This window comes from Kitasatospora sp. NPDC052896, assembly GCF_044547075.1.
In the GTDB taxonomy this organism is placed as follows: Bacteria; Actinomycetota; Actinomycetes; order Streptomycetales; family Streptomycetaceae; genus Kitasatospora.
Genome location: NZ_JBITZU010000012.1, coordinates 164,637 through 183,477, shown reverse-complemented (window position 1 = coordinate 183,477; position 18,841 = coordinate 164,637). Strand labels below are relative to the sequence as shown.

The following is an 18,841-nucleotide window of genomic DNA, read 5'->3' as shown; positions in this document are numbered from 1 at the left end:
AGCTACGTCCTCACCTTCGACAACAACGGCCTGCCGACCCCCAGCCTCCCCGCCCCCAGCCACGCGTCCCTCACCTCGGGTGTGCTCTGGAGCGGCGGCGGCAACCTGTGCCTGGACGACAGCCAGGGCGGTGACGTCAACGGCAACAAGATCCAGGTCTGGGGCTGCAACAACAGCAACCCGCAGCAGGTCACCCTCGGCACCGACAACTCCCTGCACGTGATGGGCAAGTGCGTCGACGCCACCAAGGGCGGCACAGACAACAACACGCTCATCCAGCTCTACGACTGCAACAACACCGGCTCCCAGAAGTGGGTCCCGGGCCCGAGCGGCACGCTGAAGAACCCGCAGTCCGGTCGCTGCCTCGCCGACCCGGCGGCCAGCAACACCGCCGGCACCCAGCTCATCCTCTGGGACTGCCTGCCCGGCAACCCCGAGCAGGACTGGGCCGCCACCACCACCGGCAACACCCTGCCCACCGCCCAACCGGACCTCCCGCTCGGCGTCAGCAGCGCCGACTTCCCGGCCATCGCCTCCCCCGGCGACGTCAACGGCGACGGCAATCCGGACCTGTACGCGATCAGCTCGACCGGCCGGATCTGGGAGTACCCGGGCGCGGCCCCGGCCGGCGGCTCGGCGCAGTTCGCGGCTCCTCTGTCGGTCGGCTACCTCCAGCAGCCGACCGACCGCTGGAAGCTCTCCGACACCACGGACAGCAGCCCCAACGGGACCGCGTACGGCCTCACGCTCGGCGGCGGTGCCTCACTTGTCAGTGACCCGGCCCAGGGCACTGTCCTGAGCGTGAACGGCAGCACGGGCTACGCCTCCGCACCTGCCGACCCGGCGGTCGACACCAGCAAGAGCTACACCGTTTCCGCTTGGGTGAAGCCGAACAACCTGAGCAGCGGCGTCGTCTACGTCGCCGAGTCCGGGGCGAACGGCTCGGGCCTCCAGCTCGGCTACTCCGCCTGGGCCCATACCTGGGGCTTCGGCCGGGACGCGGACGACAGCACCTCCGACACCTGGAACGGTACCTACGGCCCGACCAGCGGTCCGAACAGCCCGCAGGTCGGTACCTGGGCCCACCTCGTCGGGGTGTACGACGCCACCGCGCAGCAGCTCAGCTTCTACGTGAACGGCACCCTGGTGGCCACCGCCCCCTACACCGGCACCGCGTGGAACGCCAACAGTTCACTGCAGATCGGCCGACGTATCGTGCCGGGAGGCAGTGGCGGCCAGTACGCCAGCGCCTCGATCAGCGACGTGCAGCTGTACAACACCGCGCTGGATCCGGCTGGCGTCTCGGCCATCACCGCAGGCCAGCCCACCCCGGTCCAGCTGAGCTGAACCAGGCGGTAGGCCGCACCGGTCACCACGTGACCGGGTGAAGGGGCCGCCCAGCCCTGGAGTGGCGGGGCGGCCCCGAAACCTGAGCTCCCAGCGACCCCGGCGCGGCGCGGTAGGCGTGCACCGGGGCCGCTCAGGGCGGGCGGCAGCCGGGCTTCCGCGTGACGTGGCCAGGGACATCAAGTGGTCATGACAGAGGCCGGTGGACGGCCGGAGCTGAGAACACGGTTAAATTGCCGCCGAGCATCGATCTTCGTACATCCATTCGGAAAGGCCACTCCACCATGAGTGTCGCGTCTGCCCCGCCGGAACCCGCTGCGCCCGCGGCCATCCCAGCCCGGACCCGGCACGGCCGCGGGCACACCCAGCGGGGAGGCCGGCTCGCCGTGCTGGACGGCCTGCGCTTCCTGGCCGCGATGCTCGTCGTGTCGTACCACTACATGGGGATGCCGAACGGCTGGGGACACTTCACCAAGAAGATCTTCCCGACGATATCCATACCGGCCTCCTACGGCTGGCTCGGCGTCGAACTGTTCTTCCTGATCAGCGGGTTCGTCATCTGCATGAGCGCCTGGGGCCGGAGCCTGGGGGACTTCTTCGTCTCGCGCGTGGTGCGCCTCTACCCCGCGTACTGGCTGGCTGTGCTCGCCACCACCGGTGTCCTGGCGGGCTGGTCACGCTGGGACAAGCCACTGCCCTGGCGCGATGTGCTGACCAACCTCACCATGCTCCAGGCGCCGCTGGGCGTGGGAAGCGTGGACGGCGTCTACTGGACGCTCTGGAACGAGATGATGTTCTATCTGCTCTTCGCCATCGTGGTCTGGAAGGGCGTCACCTACCGGCGGGCCGTGCTGTTCTGCGCGATCTGGACGATCGCGTCCATCCTCGTCAGTGGGGCCGACAACCCGATCCTGAGCAACCTGATCGATCCCCAGTACTCCTCGTTCTTCATCGGCGGCATCGCCTTCTACCTGATGTACCGGTTCGGACAGAACCCACTGCTCTGGGGCATCGTCGCGGTCTCGTTCCTGATCGGGCAGGACCAGGTGTACGCGACGTTCCACCACTCCGAGCAGCTGATCGGTCGGACGCTGCCGAACTGGCCGGTGTTCGGGCTGGTCGCGTTCTTCTACCTGTTGATCGCCGCTGTCGCGCTCGGCTGGTTCTCGGCCATCCGGTGGTCGTGGCTGACCGTGGCCGGCGCGGTGACGTACCCCCTCTACCTGCTGCACGAGGAGATCGGCTGGACCGTGTTCCGGCACTACGGCCATGAGGTCAACCCGCTGGGTCTGGTGCTCGGGACCGCGGCCGTCATGGTGCTGATCGCCTGGCTGGTACACCGGATGGTCGAGCGACCGGCCTCCCGGGCGCTGCGGAAGGTACTGCTGAGGGCCGCCGACCAGATCCGGACGGCCTGACCGCCCCGCGAACGGGTCCGGCCCCGCACCTCGAAAGGTGCGGGGCCGGACCCGTGTCACGGGGCCTGCCGTCAGCGGCCGCGGAGCTCGCGGTAGCGGGCGACCAGGTCGGCGGTGGAGCTGTCGAGGGCGGCGGCGCCCTCACCGGTGAGCAGGATCGGCTCGATCCGCTTGGCCAGCACCTTGCCCAGCTCGACGCCCCACTGGTCGAAGGAGTCGATGTTCCAGACCGCGCCCTGCACGAAGACCTTGTGCTCGTACAGCGCGACCAGCTGGCCGAGGACGGAGGGGGTCAGCTCGTCGGCGAGCAGCACCGTGGTGGGGTGGTTGCCGCGGAAGGTGCGGTGCGGGACCTGGTGGGCCGGCACGCCCTCGGCGGCGACCTCCTCGGCGGTCTTGCCGAAGGCGAAGGCCTGCGCCTGGGCGAAGAAGTTGGCCATCAGCAGGTCGTGCTGGGGGGCCAGGCCGGCCGGCAGGTCGTCGACCGGCTTGGCGAAGCCGATCAGGTCGGCCGGGATCATCTTGGTGCCCTGGTGCAGCAGCTGGTAGTAGGCGTGCTGGCCGTTGGTGCCGGGGGTGCCCCAGACCACCGGGCCGGTGGTCCAGCCGACCGGGCTGCCGTCGCGCTGCACCGACTTGCCGTTGGACTCCATGTCCAGCTGCTGCAGGTAGGCGGTGAACTTGGAGAGGTAGTGCGAGTAGGGCAGCACCGCGTGCGACTGGGCGTCGAAGAACGCGCCGTACCAGATGCCGAGCAGGCCGAGCAAGAAGGGGACGTTCTGCTCCAGCGGGGCGGTCCTGAAGTGCTCGTCCACCAGGCGGAAGCCGTCCAGCATCTCCTGGAAGCGCTCCGGGCCGATGGCGACCATCAGCGACAGGCCGATCGCCGAGTCGTAGGAGTAACGGCCGCCCACCCAGTCCCAGAACTCGAACATGTTCTCGACGTCGATGCCGAAGTCGGCGACGCCCTGGGCGTTGGTGGAGAGCGCCACGAAGTGCTTGGCCACCGCCTCCTGGCCGGCGCCCAGCTGGTCGAGCAGCCAGGTCCGGGCCGAGGTCGCGTTGGTGACGGTCTCGATCGTGGTGAAGGTCTTGGAGGCGACGATGAAGAGCGTCTCGGCGGCGTCCAGGTCGCGGACCGCCTCGTACAGGTCGGCGGGGTCGACGTTGGAGACGAAGCGGAACGCGAGGTCGCGCCGGCTGTAGGAGCGCAGCGCCTCGTAGGCCATCGCCGGGCCCAGGTCCGAGCCGCCGATGCCGATGTTGACGACGGTGCGGATCCGCTTGCCGGTGTGACCGGTCCACGCGCCGCTGCGCACCCGGTCGGCGAAGGCGGCCATCTTGTCGAGCACCGCGTGCACGCCCGGCACCACGTTGACGCCGTCCACCTCGATCACCGCGTCGCGCGGGGCGCGCAGCGCGGTGTGCAGGACGGCGCGGTCCTCGGTGACGTTGATCTTCTCGCCGCGGAACATCGCGTCGCGCAGCTCGGCGACGCCGGTCGCCTCGGCCAGCGCGTACAGCAGCTCCAGCGTCTCGTCGGTGACCAGCTGCTTGGAGTAGTCCACGTGCAGGTCACCGACCCGCAGCGAGTAGCGGCTGCCGCGCTGCGGGTCCGCGGCGAACAGCTCGCGCAGGTGCAGCTCGCCGAGGTCCGCCCGGTGCTTCCCGAGGGCGGCCCACTGCGGGGTGCGGTCCAGGGGGGTACGGCCGCTGACGGGGTTCTCCGGCATCGGTTTCTCTCCTCGAATCGGTCTGACCAACGGTGTCCGACCCGGGGGGAAGGACCGGGCCGGCCGCCGGTGCTTGTGGCGGGATCGACCGGCCCAGCCTACGGAAGAGTCAGCGCCCTTTGCGCCACCGCGACCTGACGTGGTGCGGTCATTTGCGGGCCGATCGCAGGTCGAGCCCGCGCAGCACCTGGTCGACCAGCTCGGGGTCGGTCCCCGGCTCGGAGCGGGCGGCGAGCACCTCGCGGCGCGAGGCGGCCAGCAACTCCTGCTCCAGCGCGCGCAGTCGGCGCAGCGCGGCGACCCGGCGGCGGACCTCGGCGGCCTCGTCCTCCTCGTACTGCTCGGGGCAGAGCCGGGCCAGCCGGTCGTGCTGGCGGGTGCGCAGTTTCTCCACCAATTCCGGCGGGAGTTCATCCTCGTGTTCCAGTTCGGCCAACCGGTCCAGCCCGGCCCGGGCGGCCCGCCACCAGAGCTGGCGTTCCTGCTGCTCGCGCCGGTCCAGGTGCGGGTCGATGCCGAGCAGCCGGACCAGCCAGGGCAGCGTGAGGCCCTGGAACAGCAGGGTGAACAGGACCACGGAGAACGCGACCAGGATGATCCGGCCACGGCCGGGGAAGTCCGCACCGCCGTGCACGGTGAGCGGGACGGCCAGTGCCAGCGCGACGGTGGCCACCCCGCGCATCCCGGACCACCAGAGCACCACGGTCTCCCGCCAGCCGAGCGGCACGTCGTCCTCGCCGCGGCTCAGCCGCCGGGAGATCCAGGCGGCCGGCAGCAGCCAGAGCAGCCGGACCAGCGCCACCACGACGATCACCAGGGCGGCGTCACCGAGCATGTCCTGCCAGCCCGCTCCGGCGTCCCGCAGCACGGTGGCCAGCTCCAGCCCGATCAGGCCGAACGCCACGCCGGTGATCAGGATCTCGACGATCTCCCAGAAGGCGCCGCCGACCAGCCGGTAGCCGACGTCGTCCGCGTCGACCGCCCGTTCGGCCAGGTAGAGGCCGCAGACCACGACGGCCAGCACCCCCGAGCCCTCGGCCTCCTCGGCCAGCGTGTAGGCGGCGAACGGGACCAGCAGGTTCAGCGCGACCTGCTGGGTCGGGTCCGCCAGCAGCGCGGCCAGCCGGGCGTTCAGCCAGCCGAGCGCGATCCCGACCAGCACTGCCAGCACCGCGGAGAGCACGAAGCGCTGCAGGGCGTGCCAGGCCGAGAAGTCACCGCTGACCACCGCCTCGACGGCCAGCGCGTAGATCACGATCGCCGTCACGTCGTTGAACAGCCCCTCGCTCTCCAGCACCGCCACCAGCCGCCGGGGCAGCCCCACGCTGCCCGCCACCGCGACCGCGGCCACCGGGTCCGGCGGCGAGACCAGCGCGCCCAGCGCCACCGCGGCGGCCAGTGGCAGGGCCGGCGCCAGCGCGTGGAAGGTCGCCGCGACCGCCGTGGTGGTGACCACCACCAGGGCCACCGCGAGCAGCAGGATGGTGCGCAGGTTGGCCCGGAAGTAGTGCAGCGAGGCGCGCCGGGCCACCGCGAAGATCAGCGGCGGCAGCACCAGCGGCAGGATCAGGCCCGGTTCGACGGCGATGTTGGGGATCTGCGGGATCAGCGCCATGACCAGCCCGAACACGGTCATCAGCACCGGCTGCGGCACGCCCGTGCGGCGGGCCAGCGGCATGGTGACCACCGAGGCGAGCAGCACCAGGAAGAGCAGGGAGAGCTGGGCCACGGGCGGGACCTTCCGACGACTGGGGGTTCGGGCCAGTGATATCCCACATGGGCGGTTATGTCCGGAAGGCCGCGTCTCGGGGCGGGCCGCCCCCGGGCAGCGGCGGCGGCTGAGGAACCGATTAGGCCGAACGGCCGCCGACCAGGTAATGTTTCCCGTGTCAGCAGGCGCCGCTAGCTCAGTTGGTTAGAGCAGCTGACTCTTAATCAGCGGGTCCGGGGTTCGAGTCCCTGGCGGCGCACAGCGAACGGTCGAAGGGCGTCCTCCCAGCGGGAGGGCGCCCTTCGGCGTTCCCGGGTGCCCTACCCTGGCCGGGGCACGGCCTCGAAGTGAGGGGTTCGGTTATGCGAGTCGGAATCACCGGGTACCGGGGGCTGTCGGAGATCACCGAGATGCTGGTGCGCGGGGCGATGTGGGAGCTGGTCACCACGTACGGGCCCTACGAGCTGGTCGGGGTGACCTGCCTGCGGCCGGGGCCGGAGACCTGGTTCGCGCAGGCGGTGCGCGAGCACGGGGGCGGGATCGAGATCATCGTGCCGGCGGGCGGCGGGGCGCTGCCGGCCGGTGAGATCGCACGGGAGGCCACGGCGGTGCACCGGCTGGCCCCGGTGGCGGCCGGCGGGCTGGGCGACGACCTCGGGCGCGCGCTGGTCGGGATGGTCGACGAGGTGATCGCGGTCTGGGACGGCGCGCCGGACTGCGAGCCCGCCGAGGTGGCCGCGCTGGCCCGGCGGGCCGGGCTCTGGGTGCACGAGATCTGGCCGGACGGCTGCCGGCGGCCGGCCCGGGACTAGGGACGATGCCCGGAGGGGCAGCGAGTGCTGCCCCTGACCCCGCCCGTCCGGGATACGCGCACCGCCCGGGTCGCCGACGAACTTCCGCTAGCTGTTCTTCCTGTTGGAACGCCCGCCGGGCTGTTTGGCTGATGGGGTAAGCACCGTGCCGCCGCCCGCCGACCCGTCCGTACCGGAAGGGACGGGGAGCGGCACGGTCCGGACTCGACAGAGACGGAGGACACCCCTGTGCTGGACCCGTCCGCGACCGGTCAGGTCATCGCCCGCTCCTCCGTCCGCCCGGCCCACCCGGCCGAGTCGATGGAGACCCTGCACCGCGCCCTGAGCGCCGCGACCGCCGGGAGGGACGGGGCGGCGCTGCTGGTCCGCGGCGAGGCCGGGATCGGCCGGACCACGTTCCTGGGCGAGGCCGCGCTGCTCGCCGAGCGGCTGGGCTTTCGCACCGCGTGGGCCCGCAGCCATCCGCCGGTCCACGAGGAGCGCCTGGTGACCGTGCGCCAGCTGCGCGAGGAGCTGGACCGCGGCGGTTCCGGCCCGACCCGGACCGGGCGCCCGCTCTGCCACACAGCCGGGGCGGGCACCGGGCTCTACCGCTCGGTGGCCGCCGCGCAGACGGACCGGCCGGTCCTGCTCGCCATCGACGACCTGCAGTGGTGCGACGCCTGGTCACTGCGCGAGGTGAGCCACCTGCTGCACCGGCGGACCGGTCTGCGGGTGGTGGTGCTGGCCGCGCTCCGCGGCGATCTGCCGGCCACCCACCCCGAGGCCTGCCGGGACGTGGTGACGGCGATGCGGCAGCTACGGCTGCGTGGGCTGGACCGGACGGCCGCCGAGCAGCTGGTCCGGAGCGTGCTGCCCGGCACCCCCGATCCCGGCTTCGTCACCGCCTGCCTGCGCGCCACCCGGGGCAATCCGCGGCTACTGCTCGCCCTGCTCACCGAGCTGGCCGAGCACGGGGTCGAGCCCGACCGGATGGGTGCCGGGCTACTCGCCCGGTTCGCGCCGGAGGTCGCGGCGCAGCACGTGCTGGCGGTGGCCGGCGGCCCGGACAGCGACGCCTGGCGGCTGGCCGCCGCGCTGGCCGTGTTGGGCGGCCGGGCCACCCTGGAGCGGGCCGCCGCGCTGGCGGGGTTGCCGCTGGAGGGCGCGGCGCACGCAGCGGACCTGCTCTTCCGGGCCGAGCTGCTGGCCACCGGGCGGCCGTTGGCCTTCTCGCACCCGATCGTCGGGGACGCGGTGGCCCGGCACCTGCCGGCCGGCACCGCCGCCTGGCTGCACGGACGGGCGGCGGTGCTCGCACCGGCGACGGCCACGGCTCCCACGACCGCCGCGGCTCCCACCCCGGTGACGACCCCGGCCGCGCTGACGCCCCCGGCCGCGCCGCCGGTCACCGAGCTGCGCTGCCTGGGCGGCTTCCGCCTGGTCCTGCGGGGCCACGAGGTGGACTGCTCGTCGGCCCGTCCCAAGACCCGCAGCCTGCTCCGGCTGCTGGCGCTGCACGGCGGCAGGGCGGTGCACCGCGAGGTGCTGCTCGACGCGCTCTGGCCGGATCTGCCCTCGGACGCGGGGGTCCGCAACCTCCAGGTCACCGTCTCCCGGCTGCGGGTGCTGCTCGGCCCGGGGCTGCTGGTCCGCACCGGCGCCTCGTACGGCCTCGCCCTGGACGGCGAACTGGTCAGCGACGTACGGGAATTCGAGCACGCGGCGGACGCCGCCCGGGGGTACGCCCGGGCGACCGGGGAGGAGCGGGCGGCCGGCCTGCGCGCCGCCCGCCGCTGGTACGGCGGCGACCTGCTGCCGGAGGAGGGGCCGGCCGAATGGGTGGTCGAGGAACGGGCCCGGTTGCGGGCCCGGGCGGCCGAGGTCTCCGCGCTGCTGGCCGAGGCCGAGCTGGCCACCGGCCGCATCCGGGCCGCGGTGCGGGCCGCCGAGGAGAGCCTGCGGCTGGAGCCGTTCCACGACGCGGCGTGGCGGACCCTGATCGACGCCTACCGGCGGGCCGGCGACCGGGCGTCGTCCGAGCAGGCCTCGCGGCGCTACGACGACATGCTGTCGTCGCTGGCCTGACCGGAGGGGGCTGGCCCGCCCCGAGCAGGTCGACCCGGTCCCGTCGTCAGATCAGCCCCTGGCGCAGCGCGTACGCGACGGCGTGGGTGCGGTTGCGCAGTTGGAGCCGGCTGGTGACGTCGTGCAGCACGTTCTTGACGGTCCGTTCGGAGTAGGCGAGCTGCTGGGCGATCTCGCGGGTGTCGTGCCCCTCGGAGACCAGCCGCAGCACCTCGATCTCCCGCTGGTGCAGCCCGGAGAACGAGAGGCCGCGCGGGTCGAGGATCTGCCGCTGGATCCGGCCCATCTGGTTGAGCAGCCGCCCGAGCAGGTCCGGCGGGATGGCGCCCTCACCGCGGACGGCCGCGCCGAGCGTGGCGACCAGCTGGTCCGCGGTCGCCTCGGAACGCCGCAGCAGCCCGACCACCCCGCACTCCACGGCGGTCGCCACGGCCGCGTCGTCCAGCGCCGAGACCACCAGGACCAGCGCGGCGGGCACCGCCCGGCACAGGCCGCGCAGCGAGTTGACCACCCGCTGGTCCACACTGTCCGCGACGACCAGGACGACGTCCGCCGGACCGGGGTCGGTGCTGGCGAGCAGCCGCAGCTCGGGCCGGGTGCGCAGCTGGGCGGCGACGCCCGACTGCGAGATGGGGTCGTCGGCGTGGATGCGAACGGCGATGCGCGTCGCGGTCATGAGGGGTCTCCCGGGTGACTCGGGCCGGCCGTGAGCCTTGGTGCCGGGCGGTCCGGGTCACCCGGGCCGGCGGCCGGCGGATCCTGCCCGCGTGCCGACCGCCGTCCACGGTTGCCCGTTCGGTCCGGCCGGTCGGCCACGGGCCGATGCCCTCGAGTGTGACGGACGCTGCCTACCAGGAACCTAACAGGCGATCCCCGCTGCTCCCCGCGGTGGGACGGACGGGCGACGGACGGGCGGACGCACGGGCCCGGTCCCGCCGTTCCCCGCCGTTCCCCGCCGACTAGGCGAGTTCGGCGAGCTCGACGAGTTCCGCGAACTCCACGGACTCGGCGGACTCGGCGAACTGGGCGAACTCGGCGAGCTCGGTGGCGTAGCACTTCACCAGCGGCGGGATCCGGTAGTCGCCCCCACCCAGCGGCTCGACCAGATGAGCTGCCGTCAGCTCCTCCAGTGCCGCGGCCACGCCGGACCGCGGCAGGGCCAGCCGGGCCGCCAGCGACCACCCGCAGAACCGGTCCCCCGGCAGCCCCCCGAGCAGCCGGAACACCTCCGCCGCCGAGAGCACCGCCGCCCGGTCCTGGACCACCGGCGCCAGCCCGGCCCAGGCCACCCGCCCGGTACGGCGCGGCTGCTCGGACCCGCCCCCGGACAGCGCCAGGTAGCTCTCCCGCAGCCCTTGACGGACCGACAGGTCCCCCGCCACCAGCTCGTCCAGCAGCCGCTCCCGGTCGCCGAGGCGTTCGGCGAGCGCCGCCACGCCCCAGGTGGGCCGCCCGGCCAGCCGGGCGCCGGCCGCCCGCAGGGCGAGTGGGAGGCCGGCACAGGCGGCCAGCACCTGGTCCACCGCCGCCGGCTCGGCGGCCACCCGGTCGACTCCGATCAGCCGGCCGAGCAGCGCGGTCGCGTCCGGCCGTTCGAACGGGCCGAGTTCGAGGTGCTGTCCCGGGTACTGACCCGTGGTCAGCCGGCGGCGGCTGGTGACCAGTACCCCGCAGGAGCCGGTGTCCGGCAGCAGCGGCGCCAGCTGCGCCGGGTCCGCCGCGTCGTCCAGCAGCAGCAGGAAGCGCCGGCCGGCCACGAGTCCGCGGTAGCGGGCGACCCGTTCGGGCTCCCCGTGCGGCACCTCCTCGGCCGGCACGCCGAGCATCCGCAGCAGGCGGCCGAGCAGCGCGGTCGGGTCCGGTGGGGTCTCGGTCCGGCCGCGCAGGTCGAGGTGGAGCTGCCCGTCCGGGAAGCGCTCGCGCGCCCGATGGGCCGCGCGGACGGCGGTGACCGTCTTGCCGACCCCGGCCGGGCCGGTCAACACGGCCATCGCCATCGCCTCCGCGCCGGCGCCGTTGCCCGCGCCTGCGAGGATCTCGTCGAGCCGCTCCAGCTCCGCCGCCCGGCCGGTGAAGTCGGCGATGTCCGACGGAAGTTGGGCCGGTCGCACGAGCGGACGCGGCGACCCGCCCGACACGTTCCGGACACCGCCCGCCCCACCCCGCAGTGCCCGTTCGGCCGTCGCGGCGCGCAGGAAGTCGGCCCGCACCGGACCGGCCAGCCCCAGCGCGGCCGCCAGCGCCTCCACCGAGCGGCGCTGCGGCACCCTGGCCCGCCCCCGCTCAAGGTTGCCGACCGTCCGCGCGCTCAGTGCCGCGGTCTCCGCCAGCGTCTCCTGGGTCATGCCCACTGCCCTGCGATGCCGCCGGAGCAGCTCCCCGAAGCTCCCCAGCATCCCGTAGGTACCCATTTTGTTGCCCCTAAGGTCACTATGTTCGTGCCCCTCCAAGGGGTTACGACGTACCCCGGCTGCCATCGGTTACAGAGTGACACGTATTTTTTTGGCGACCAGCCGTGGGCGAACAGTAGCCGAACGCCGGCCCGAGGGGGGCAGTGTCGCCACGACGAGTAACTGGGGATCCGGGGGGCATCGACATGACATATCAGGCACCGGCGGACGACCCGGGGCGAACTCCGGACGAGCCGCCCGCCTTCGACCGTCTCCTGCTGACGCACCGTCGCGTCGCCGGTCTGACGCAGAGTGAACTCGCCACCGCGTCCGGGGTGAGCGTCCGGGCGATCAGCGAGCTGGAGACCGGGCGCAGCCGGGCGCCCCAGCACCGCTCGGCCCAGGCCCTGGCCGGGGCCCTCGGTCTGGCGCCGGCCGCCCGGGAGGTGTTCCTGCGCGCGGCCGGCGCCGGCCGCGCGCGCCGCCGGGGCGCACCGCCGGCGCGGCCCGCCGCGCCGCTCCGGGCGACGCGGGGGCGCCCGGCCGGCCCCACGCCACCCGCCGCCCCCGCCGACTTCACCGGCCGGCGCGCCGAACTCCGCCGCCTGCACGCCCTGGTGGCGGGCCTCGAGGCGGCCCCCGGCGGCCCGGCCGCGGTGGTCGTCACGCACGGCCCCTCCGGTCTGGGCAAGACCTCGCTGGCGCTGCGGCTGGCCGCGGAGAGCGCCGCGAGTTTCCCGGACGGCGTGCTCCATCTCGACCTGTGCGGCGCGGGCACCTGGCCGCTGGCCGCCGAGGAGGCACTGGCCCGGTTGCTGGAGGCGCTGGGCGTCCCGGCCGACCGGCTGCCCCGCGACCAGGCCGAACGGGTGGCGCTCTACCGGTCGCTGCTGCACGACCGGCGGCTGCTGCTGATCCTGGACAGCGCGCACGACGAGGGCCAGGTGCGGCCGCTGCTGCCGGGCAGCCCGGGCAGCCTGACCCTGTTGACCAGCCGCCGCTCGCTGGCCGGCCTGGAGGTCAGCGAACGGCTGCCGCTGGACGTGCTCCCGGAGGCCGACGCGGTCGAGCTGCTCGGCCGGCTCGCCGGCACCGGCGCCGAAGCGGGTGCCGACGACCTCGCGGAGCTCGCCGCCCTCTGCGGCCACCTCCCGCTCGCCCTGCGGATCGCCGGCAACCGCCTGGCCGGCCGCCGGGGCGAGACCCCGAGCGCCCTGGCCGAACAACTGCGCGACGAGGCACGCCGGTTGGACGGCCTGGCCGACGGCGATCTCCAGGTGCGCTCCGCGTTCCAGCACTCCTACCGCCGCCTCCCCGAGCAGGCGCGCCGCCTGTTCCGCCGACTCTCCCTCGTCCCGGGCCACGACTTCGGGCGCGGCACGGCCGCCGCGCTGACCGGCCTGCCGGAGACCACCGCCGAGGAGCTCCTGGAGGCGCTGGTGGACTGCGGGCTCCTGGAGCCGGCCCAGCAGGCGTTCCGCTATCGCTTCCACGACCTGGTCCGGCTGTTCGCCGGCGAGTCGCTGGAGCGGGACGAGACGCCGGCCGAACAGCGCCGGACCCGGACCGAGTTCATGATCTGGCTGCTGGAGACGGCCACCCGGTCCGGGCACCGCTTCGACCCCCCGTCGTCCGGGCCCGCGCGCCCAGCCGCCCCGGACGAGTGGAGCCGGGCGCTGCGCTGGCTGGACACCGAACGGGCGAACTGGCTGGCCGCCGCCCGGTGGGCGGCCGAACTCGGCCAGCACCGGCGGGTGGTGGACCTCGCCGAGGCCATGCACTGGTTCGCCGACCTGCGCAGCACGCTCAGCTCGTGGAGCGAGCTGTTCGAGCTCGCCGCCGGCTCCGCGCGGGCCCTGGGCAGCCGCCGCGAGGAGGCGACCATGCTCAACTACCTGAGCTGGACGCTGAGTCTGTGCGCGGGACGCCACCAGGAGGCGGTCACCGTGGCGGGCCGGGCGGCGATGTCGGCCCGGCTGGCCGGCGACCTGCTGGCCGAGGCCTGGTCGCTCACCTACCGCGCCACCGCGCTGCGCCGGCTCGGCATGCTGGTCGAGGCGGCCGTCGAGTACCGGAGCTCGGCCGCCCTGATGGCCGAGGCCGGTTACCCCACCGGCCGGTGGGTGGCCCGACGCCATCTGGGCACCACGCTGAGGGCGTTGGGCCACTCCGAGGAGGCGGCCGGGATCCACCGCGAGGTGGTGGACCAGTACGAGTCGGGCCACGGCGACCCACCGGGCAGCGTCCACCAGACCGCGGCACTCGCCCTCGCCCTGCGCGAACTCGGCGAGGACGAGATGGCGTTGGGCCACTGGGAGCGGGCCGCCACGGCGTACGAGCGGGTCGTCCCGCTGCTGCGCAGCCTGCAGTCGCGCTCGACCCTGGCCCAGTCCCAACTCGCCCTGGGACGGGTGCGGTTCGAACTCGGCAGACCGGACGTGCTGGACTGCCTGGACCCGGCACTGGCCTACTTCGAGCAGTCGCCGGACCTGACCGCCCAGGCCAGCGCCCTGCGTGAACTGCGCCGCTCGTTGGAGCAGTTGAGGCCGAGCAGCGCGCTCCGCGACCAGTGGGCGCGCGCCCTCGAGCTCTGCCGCACCTGACCGGAGGACGGGACGACCGGTGGGCGCTACGGCGTCAACCGGTTCGGCCCCCGGAACAGGAACCCGGCGTCCCGGATCGACCCCAGCCCCAGCAGCACCATCAGCACCCGCCCGAGCCCCAGCCCGAACCCACCGTGCGGGGGCGTCCCGTAGCGGAAGCAGTCCAGGTACGACGCCAGTGGTTCCAGCGCCATCCCCTTCTCCGTCGCCTGCGCGCGGAGCACCTCGTACCGGTGCTCGCGCTGCGCGCCGGTGGTGATCTCCAGCCCCTGCCACAGCAGGTCGAAGCTGGCCGTCACCGACGGGTCGGCGGCCCGCCGGTGGTGGTAGAACGGGCGCACCGACGCCGGGAAGTCGGTGACGAAGACGAACGCGTGCCCGTGCTCCTCGGCGACCAGCGCGGCCAACCGCCGCTCACCCTCCGGGTCCAGGTCCTCGGCGACGCCCTCCGGGTCCCACCCCGTGGCGCGCAGCCGGGCCAGCGCCTCGGCCATCGTGACCCGCGGGAACGGCAGCGCGGGCACCACCGGCTCCACCCCCAGCAGCTCGCGGATCGCCTCGCCGTGCCGCTCGGTGACCCGGCTCAGCACCCGGTGCAGCATCCGCTCCTCGAAGGCCATCACCTCCTCGACGTCCTCGATCCAGGCGATCTCGACGTCGACACCGGTGAACTCGGTCGCGTGCCGGGAGGTGTAGGAGGGCTCGGCGCGGAAGACCGGCCCGATCTCGAAGACCCGGTCGATCCCGCCCGCGATCGCCAGCTGCTTGTAGAACTGCGGCGACTGGGCGAGGTACGCGGTGCGGTCGAAGTACCCCACCCGGAACACCTCGGCGCCGGACTCCGAGGGAGCGCCCATCAGCTTGGGGCTGTGCAGCTCGGTGAACCCCTCCTCGGCGGCCACCTCGCGCATCGCCTGCTCGACCGTGGTCTGCACGGCGAGCACCAGCTGCCGCTCCGGGCGGCGCAGGTCGAGGAAGCGCCAGTCGAGCCGGTGCTCGGGCCCGGAGTGCTCGTCGATCGGCAGCCCGGCCTCGGCGAGCGCGACGATCTCCACCCGCTCGGGCCTGATCTCCAGGCCGCCGAGCTTGACGATCGGGTTGGCCACCACGGTGCCGGTGATCTTCACCGCGGACTCCGGGGTGAGTCGTTCCAGGGCCGCCTCGACCGGGTCGCCGTCGCCTCCCCTGCGGTGGGTGACCTGGACCAGGCCGGTGTGGTCGCGGACCACCACGAACTGCATCCGGCTCTGCAGCCGGAGGGCGTTGATCCAGCCGTGCACGGTGACGGTCTCCGCGGGATCCGCCGCGGCCCCGGTCCGGACCCCGGTCTGGGCTCCGGCGAGGCGGGCGAGTTCACGGATCAGGGTGCGGGCCATGGTGCGGCTCCCGGTGTGCTGGCGCGTTGTTCGCGCACTCGGCGGGTGGTAGACGGCCACCCGGGGGGACGCCCACGCTAACCACGTGACCAGCGCCCGGTCACCTGGTTTTCCGCTCCGGTTGCCGGTCCCCCGGTACCCCCGAAGGATGGACTGGGTGACGACTCAGCCCGGGTATCTGCGCTTCCCGCACCTGCGCGGGGAGCTGCTCGTCTTCACCGCCGAGGACGACGTCTGGTTGGCCCCGCTGGACGCCGACGGCACCGCGACCGGCCGGGCCTGGCGGGTGAGCTGTGACCGGACCAGGGTCAGTCACCCCCGGCTCTCCCCGGACGGCCGTACGGTCGCCTGGACCAGCTGGGCCGCGCTCACCCCCGAGGTGTGGACCGCGCCCACCGAGGGCGGCCCGTCCGTCCGGCTGAGCCACTGGGGCAGCTCGGACACCCGGGTGCGCGGCTGGCTGCCGGACGGCCGGGTGCTGGCGGTCAGCTCGCACCACGAGCCGTTCGCCCACTACACCTGGGCCTACGCGCTGCCGACGGACGGCTCGCCGGGCACCCGGCAACCCTGGGGTCCGGTCCGCGACGCCCAGGTCACGGCCGCCCACACCCTGCTGCTGACCGGCGCCGCACCGCACGAGCCGACCGCCTGGAAGCGCTACCGCGGCGGCGCCCACGGCCGGCTCTGGCTGGACGGCGAGCGGCTGCTGCCCGATCTGGCCGGCCACCTGGCCGCGCCGCTGCTGGTGGACGGGCGGGTGGCGTTCCTCTCCGACCACGAGGGCATCGGCAACCTGTACTCCTGCCGCCCCGACGGCACCGACCTGCGCCGGCACACCGACCACGCCTCGTACTACGCCCGGGAGGCCGCCACCGACGGCCACCGGGTGGTCTACCAGCACGCCGGTGACCTCTGGCTGCTGGACGGCCTGGACGCCGCCGCCCCGCTCCGGCTGACCGTCCCGCTCGGCGGCGCCCGGGCCGGCCGCCGCCCGTACCAGGTCACGGCCGCCCGCCAGCTCAACGACATGGCCTGCGACGCCACCGGCCGGGCCGGTGTGGTCGCGGTGCGCGGCAGCCTGTACTGGCTGACCCACCGGGACGGCCCGGCCCGGGCACTGGCCGACACGCCCGGCGTGCGGGCCCGGCTGCCGGTGATGCTCGGGCACAGCGGCCGGGTCGCCTGGGTCACCGACGCGACCGGCGAGGACGCCGTGGAGCACGTCCCGCTGCCCGGCCACCCGAGCCACCCGCCCGAGGAGCCGCGCCGGATCGCCGCCGGGCGGCTCGGCCGGGTGCTGGAACTGGCCGCCGCGCCGGACGGGCGCACGCTCGCCACCACCGCCTCGGACGGCCGGCTGCTGCTGGTGACGGTCGAGGACGGCACGGTGCGCGAGCTGGTCCGCTCGGAGTTCGGGCCGGTGCGCGGACCGGCGTTCTCCCCCGACTCGCGCTGGCTGGCCTGGTCGCAGCCGGTGGCCGGCCGTTCGCTGCGCCGGATCCGACTGGTCCGGTTGGACGCGCCCGAGCAGATCATCCAGGTGACCAGCGGACGCTTCGAGGACGAACAGCCGGTCTTCACCCGGGACGGCCGCTACCTGGTCTTCCTCTCCTGGCGCGGCTTCGACCCGGTGCACGACGTGCACACCGGCGACCTGTCGTTCCCGCTGGGCTGCCGCCCGTACCTGGTGCCGCTGGCCGCCGACACGCCGTCGCCGTTCGCCGCGCCGGTGGACGGCGGGTACGGGCCGCCGGAGAGCACGGGTGACGGGACGGTCGTGGTGGACGCGGAGGGGCTGGGCACCCGGCTGGTGGCGTTCCCGGTGATCGCCTCCAAGTACTCCGCGCCCTGGCCGGTCCGCGGCGGTGTGGTCTGGCTGCGCTGGCCGATCTCCGGGATGCTCGGGGAGACCTTCGCCAGCCCGACCGACGTCTCGGCCCGGCCCGCGCTGGAGCACTTCGACCTGGCCAGCGCCACCCGCAGCACGCTCCAGGAGCAGCTGGACGGCTATGCGGTCTCCGGCGACGGCGGCACCCTGCTCACCTTCTCGGGCGGCGTGCTCAAGCTGCTGCCGCTGGGTGCGCCGGGCGCGGCGGGCGTCGTCGACCTGCGCCGGATCACCCACACCGTGCACCCGGCCGCGGAGTGGCGGCAGGCCTTCCACGAGGCGGCCCGGCTGGTCCGCGACCAGTTCTGGGACCCGGGGCTCGGCGGCCTGGACTGGACCGCGCTCACCGCGCAGTACGAGCCGCTGCTGGAGCGGATCGCCACCCCCGACGACTTCGCCGACCTGCTCCGCGAGCTCCTCGGCGAGCTGGGCACCTCGCACGCGTACGTCACCGCGGCCCGGCGCGGCGAGGGCCCGGCGCCGGTGCAGCAGCCGCTCGGGCTGCTCGGCGCCACCGCCACCCGGACGGACGACGGGCGCTGGCTGCTCTCGCACATCGTGCCCGGCGAGTCCTCCGACCCGCGCGCGCACGCCCCGCTGGCCGCACACGGGGTCCGCGACGGCGACGAGCTGGTCGCCATCGCCGGGCGGGCCCCCGACCCGGTGCGCGGGCCCGCCCCGCTGCTGGTCGGCACCGGCGACACCACGGTCGAACTCGCCGTCCGCGGCGGCCCGGACGCCCCGCTGCGGCGGATCGCGGTGACCCCGCTGACCGACGAGCGGCCGCTGCGGTACCAGGACTGGGTGCTCAAACGGCGGGAGCTGGTACGGGAGTTCAGCGACGGGCTCTGTGGCTACCTGCACATCCCGGACCTCGGCGGCTCCGGCTGGGCCCAGTTCAACCGCGACCTGCGCCGCGAACTCGACCGTCCCGCACTGGTGTTGGACGTGCGGGGGAACGCGGGCGGCAACGTCTCGGAGCTGGTGCTGGAGAAGCTCAGCCGCCGGGTGCTGGGCTGGGACCTGCCGCGCGACCGCCGCTCGATCCGCTATCCGCGGGACGCCCCGCGCGGTCCGGTGGTGGCGCTGGCCGACGAGGCCACCAGCTCGGACGGGGACGTGATCATCACGGCGGTCAAGCTGCTCGGGCTCGGCCCGGTGGTGGGCTCGCGCACCTGGGGCGGAGTGATCGGGACCACCGGCCGGCACGTCCTGGGCGAGGGCACCCAGATCTCGGTGCCCTCGACGGCGTCCTGGTTCACCGGCGGGTACGGGTTCGCGGTGGAGAACCACGGGGTCGAGCCGGACGTCCCGGTGGTGCGCACGCCCGGGGACTGGGCCGCCGGACGCCACACCGACCTGGCGGCGGCGGTCCGGGTGGCCCTGGACCTCCTGCGCCGTCACTCCGCCGCCGCACCGCCACCGGCCGGCACCCCGCGTCCCGACCTGCGCCGCCCGCCCCTGCCGCCGCGGGCCTGAGACTCCCCGCACCGGCA

The 18,841-nt window shown here is 74.2% G+C and carries 11 protein-coding genes and 1 tRNA gene; 7 read left to right on the top strand and 5 right to left on the bottom strand.

Going from position 1 to position 18,841, the window contains the following annotated elements:
* Nucleotides 1-1,347, top strand: a 1,347-nt coding sequence (locus ACIGXM_RS23830; protein WP_396564031.1) for a LamG-like jellyroll fold domain-containing protein, incomplete at its 5' end; no start/stop codon positions are given.
* A gap of 284 nt (nucleotides 1,348-1,631) precedes the next feature.
* Nucleotides 1,632-2,765 carry an acyltransferase family protein gene (locus tag ACIGXM_RS23825; protein ID WP_396564029.1) on the top strand — a complete coding sequence of 378 codons (1,134 nt, stop codon included), beginning with the start codon at nucleotides 1,632-1,634 and terminating at the stop codon, nucleotides 2,763-2,765.
* 71 nt (nucleotides 2,766-2,836) lie between these two features.
* Here the strand turns inward: ACIGXM_RS23825 and pgi are convergent, their stop codons facing one another.
* Nucleotides 2,837-4,498: a glucose-6-phosphate isomerase gene (pgi, locus tag ACIGXM_RS23820; protein ID WP_396564027.1), complete on the bottom strand. Its 1,662-nt coding sequence runs from the start codon at nucleotides 4,496-4,498 to the stop codon at nucleotides 2,837-2,839.
* Nucleotides 4,499-4,646: 148 nt separating this feature from the next.
* Entirely contained in the window at nucleotides 4,647-6,227 is a 1,581-nt protein-coding gene (locus tag ACIGXM_RS23815) for a Na+/H+ antiporter (protein WP_396564025.1), read from the bottom strand.
* Nucleotides 6,228-6,394: 167 nt separating this feature from the next.
* Between ACIGXM_RS23815 and ACIGXM_RS23810 the strand changes: the two genes are divergently transcribed.
* The 3 genes from ACIGXM_RS23810 to ACIGXM_RS23800 all read left to right on the top strand — a co-directional run bounded on the left by ACIGXM_RS23810 (nucleotide 6,395) and on the right by ACIGXM_RS23800 (nucleotide 9,088).
* A tRNA-Lys gene (locus tag ACIGXM_RS23810) sits at nucleotides 6,395-6,468 on the top strand.
* Between the two features lie 103 nt (nucleotides 6,469-6,571).
* The gene (locus ACIGXM_RS23805; RefSeq protein WP_396564023.1) at nucleotides 6,572-7,021 is read left to right on the top strand and encodes a hypothetical protein; all 450 of its coding nucleotides are present in this window, start codon (nucleotides 6,572-6,574) and stop codon (nucleotides 7,019-7,021) included.
* 228 nt (nucleotides 7,022-7,249) lie between these two features.
* Nucleotides 7,250-9,088: a BTAD domain-containing putative transcriptional regulator gene (locus ACIGXM_RS23800; protein WP_396564022.1), complete on the top strand. Its 1,839-nt coding sequence runs from the start codon at nucleotides 7,250-7,252 to the stop codon at nucleotides 9,086-9,088.
* Nucleotides 9,089-9,134: 46 nt separating this feature from the next.
* Here the strand turns inward: ACIGXM_RS23800 and ACIGXM_RS23795 are convergent, their stop codons facing one another.
* Both ACIGXM_RS23795 and ACIGXM_RS23790 read right to left on the bottom strand, forming a co-directional pair.
* Nucleotides 9,135-9,764, bottom strand: coding sequence for a LuxR C-terminal-related transcriptional regulator (locus ACIGXM_RS23795; protein WP_396564020.1), 630 nt, complete (start codon nucleotides 9,762-9,764; stop codon nucleotides 9,135-9,137).
* Between the two features lie 283 nt (nucleotides 9,765-10,047).
* A complete protein-coding gene (locus ACIGXM_RS23790) occupies nucleotides 10,048-11,484 on the bottom strand; it encodes a helix-turn-helix domain-containing protein (protein ID WP_396564047.1) in 1,437 nt (478 codons plus the stop codon).
* Nucleotides 11,485-11,684: 200 nt separating this feature from the next.
* Between ACIGXM_RS23790 and ACIGXM_RS23785 the strand changes: the two genes are divergently transcribed.
* A complete protein-coding gene (locus tag ACIGXM_RS23785; RefSeq protein WP_396564018.1) occupies nucleotides 11,685-14,081 on the top strand; it encodes an ATP-binding protein in 2,397 nt (798 codons plus the stop codon).
* 26 nt (nucleotides 14,082-14,107) lie between these two features.
* On the opposite strand, the gene aspS is transcribed toward ACIGXM_RS23785, so the two are convergent.
* Nucleotides 14,108-15,457: an aspartate--tRNA(Asn) ligase gene (gene aspS / locus ACIGXM_RS23780; RefSeq protein ID WP_396564016.1), complete on the bottom strand. Its 1,350-nt coding sequence runs from the start codon at nucleotides 15,455-15,457 to the stop codon at nucleotides 14,108-14,110.
* A gap of 148 nt (nucleotides 15,458-15,605) precedes the next feature.
* Here aspS and ACIGXM_RS23775 point away from each other — a divergent pair, with 148 nt between their 5' ends.
* Complete coding sequence (locus tag ACIGXM_RS23775) at nucleotides 15,606-18,824, top strand: S41 family peptidase (RefSeq protein WP_396564014.1); 3,219 nt, start codon at nucleotides 15,606-15,608, stop codon at nucleotides 18,822-18,824.
* Nucleotides 18,825-18,841: the final 17 nt, after the last annotated feature.

Excerpts from the sequence above, each read along its gene's own strand:
- ACIGXM_RS23785 (WP_396564018.1), top strand. The coding sequence starts at position 11,685 with ATGACATATCAGGCACCGGCGGACGACCCGGGGCGAACTCCGGACGAG.
- ACIGXM_RS23790 (WP_396564047.1), bottom strand. The coding sequence starts at position 11,484 with ATGCTGGGGAGCTTCGGGGAGCTGCTCCGGCGGCATCGCAGGGCAGTG.
- ACIGXM_RS23775 (WP_396564014.1), top strand. The coding sequence starts at position 15,606 with ATGGACTGGGTGACGACTCAGCCCGGGTATCTGCGCTTCCCGCACCTG.
- ACIGXM_RS23805 (WP_396564023.1), top strand. The coding sequence starts at position 6,572 with ATGCGAGTCGGAATCACCGGGTACCGGGGGCTGTCGGAGATCACCGAG.
- ACIGXM_RS23825 (WP_396564029.1), top strand. The coding sequence starts at position 1,632 with ATGAGTGTCGCGTCTGCCCCGCCGGAACCCGCTGCGCCCGCGGCCATC.
- pgi (WP_396564027.1), bottom strand. The coding sequence starts at position 4,498 with ATGCCGGAGAACCCCGTCAGCGGCCGTACCCCCCTGGACCGCACCCCG.
- aspS (WP_396564016.1), bottom strand. The coding sequence starts at position 15,457 with ATGGCCCGCACCCTGATCCGTGAACTCGCCCGCCTCGCCGGAGCCCAG.
- ACIGXM_RS23795 (WP_396564020.1), bottom strand. The coding sequence starts at position 9,764 with ATGACCGCGACGCGCATCGCCGTTCGCATCCACGCCGACGACCCCATC.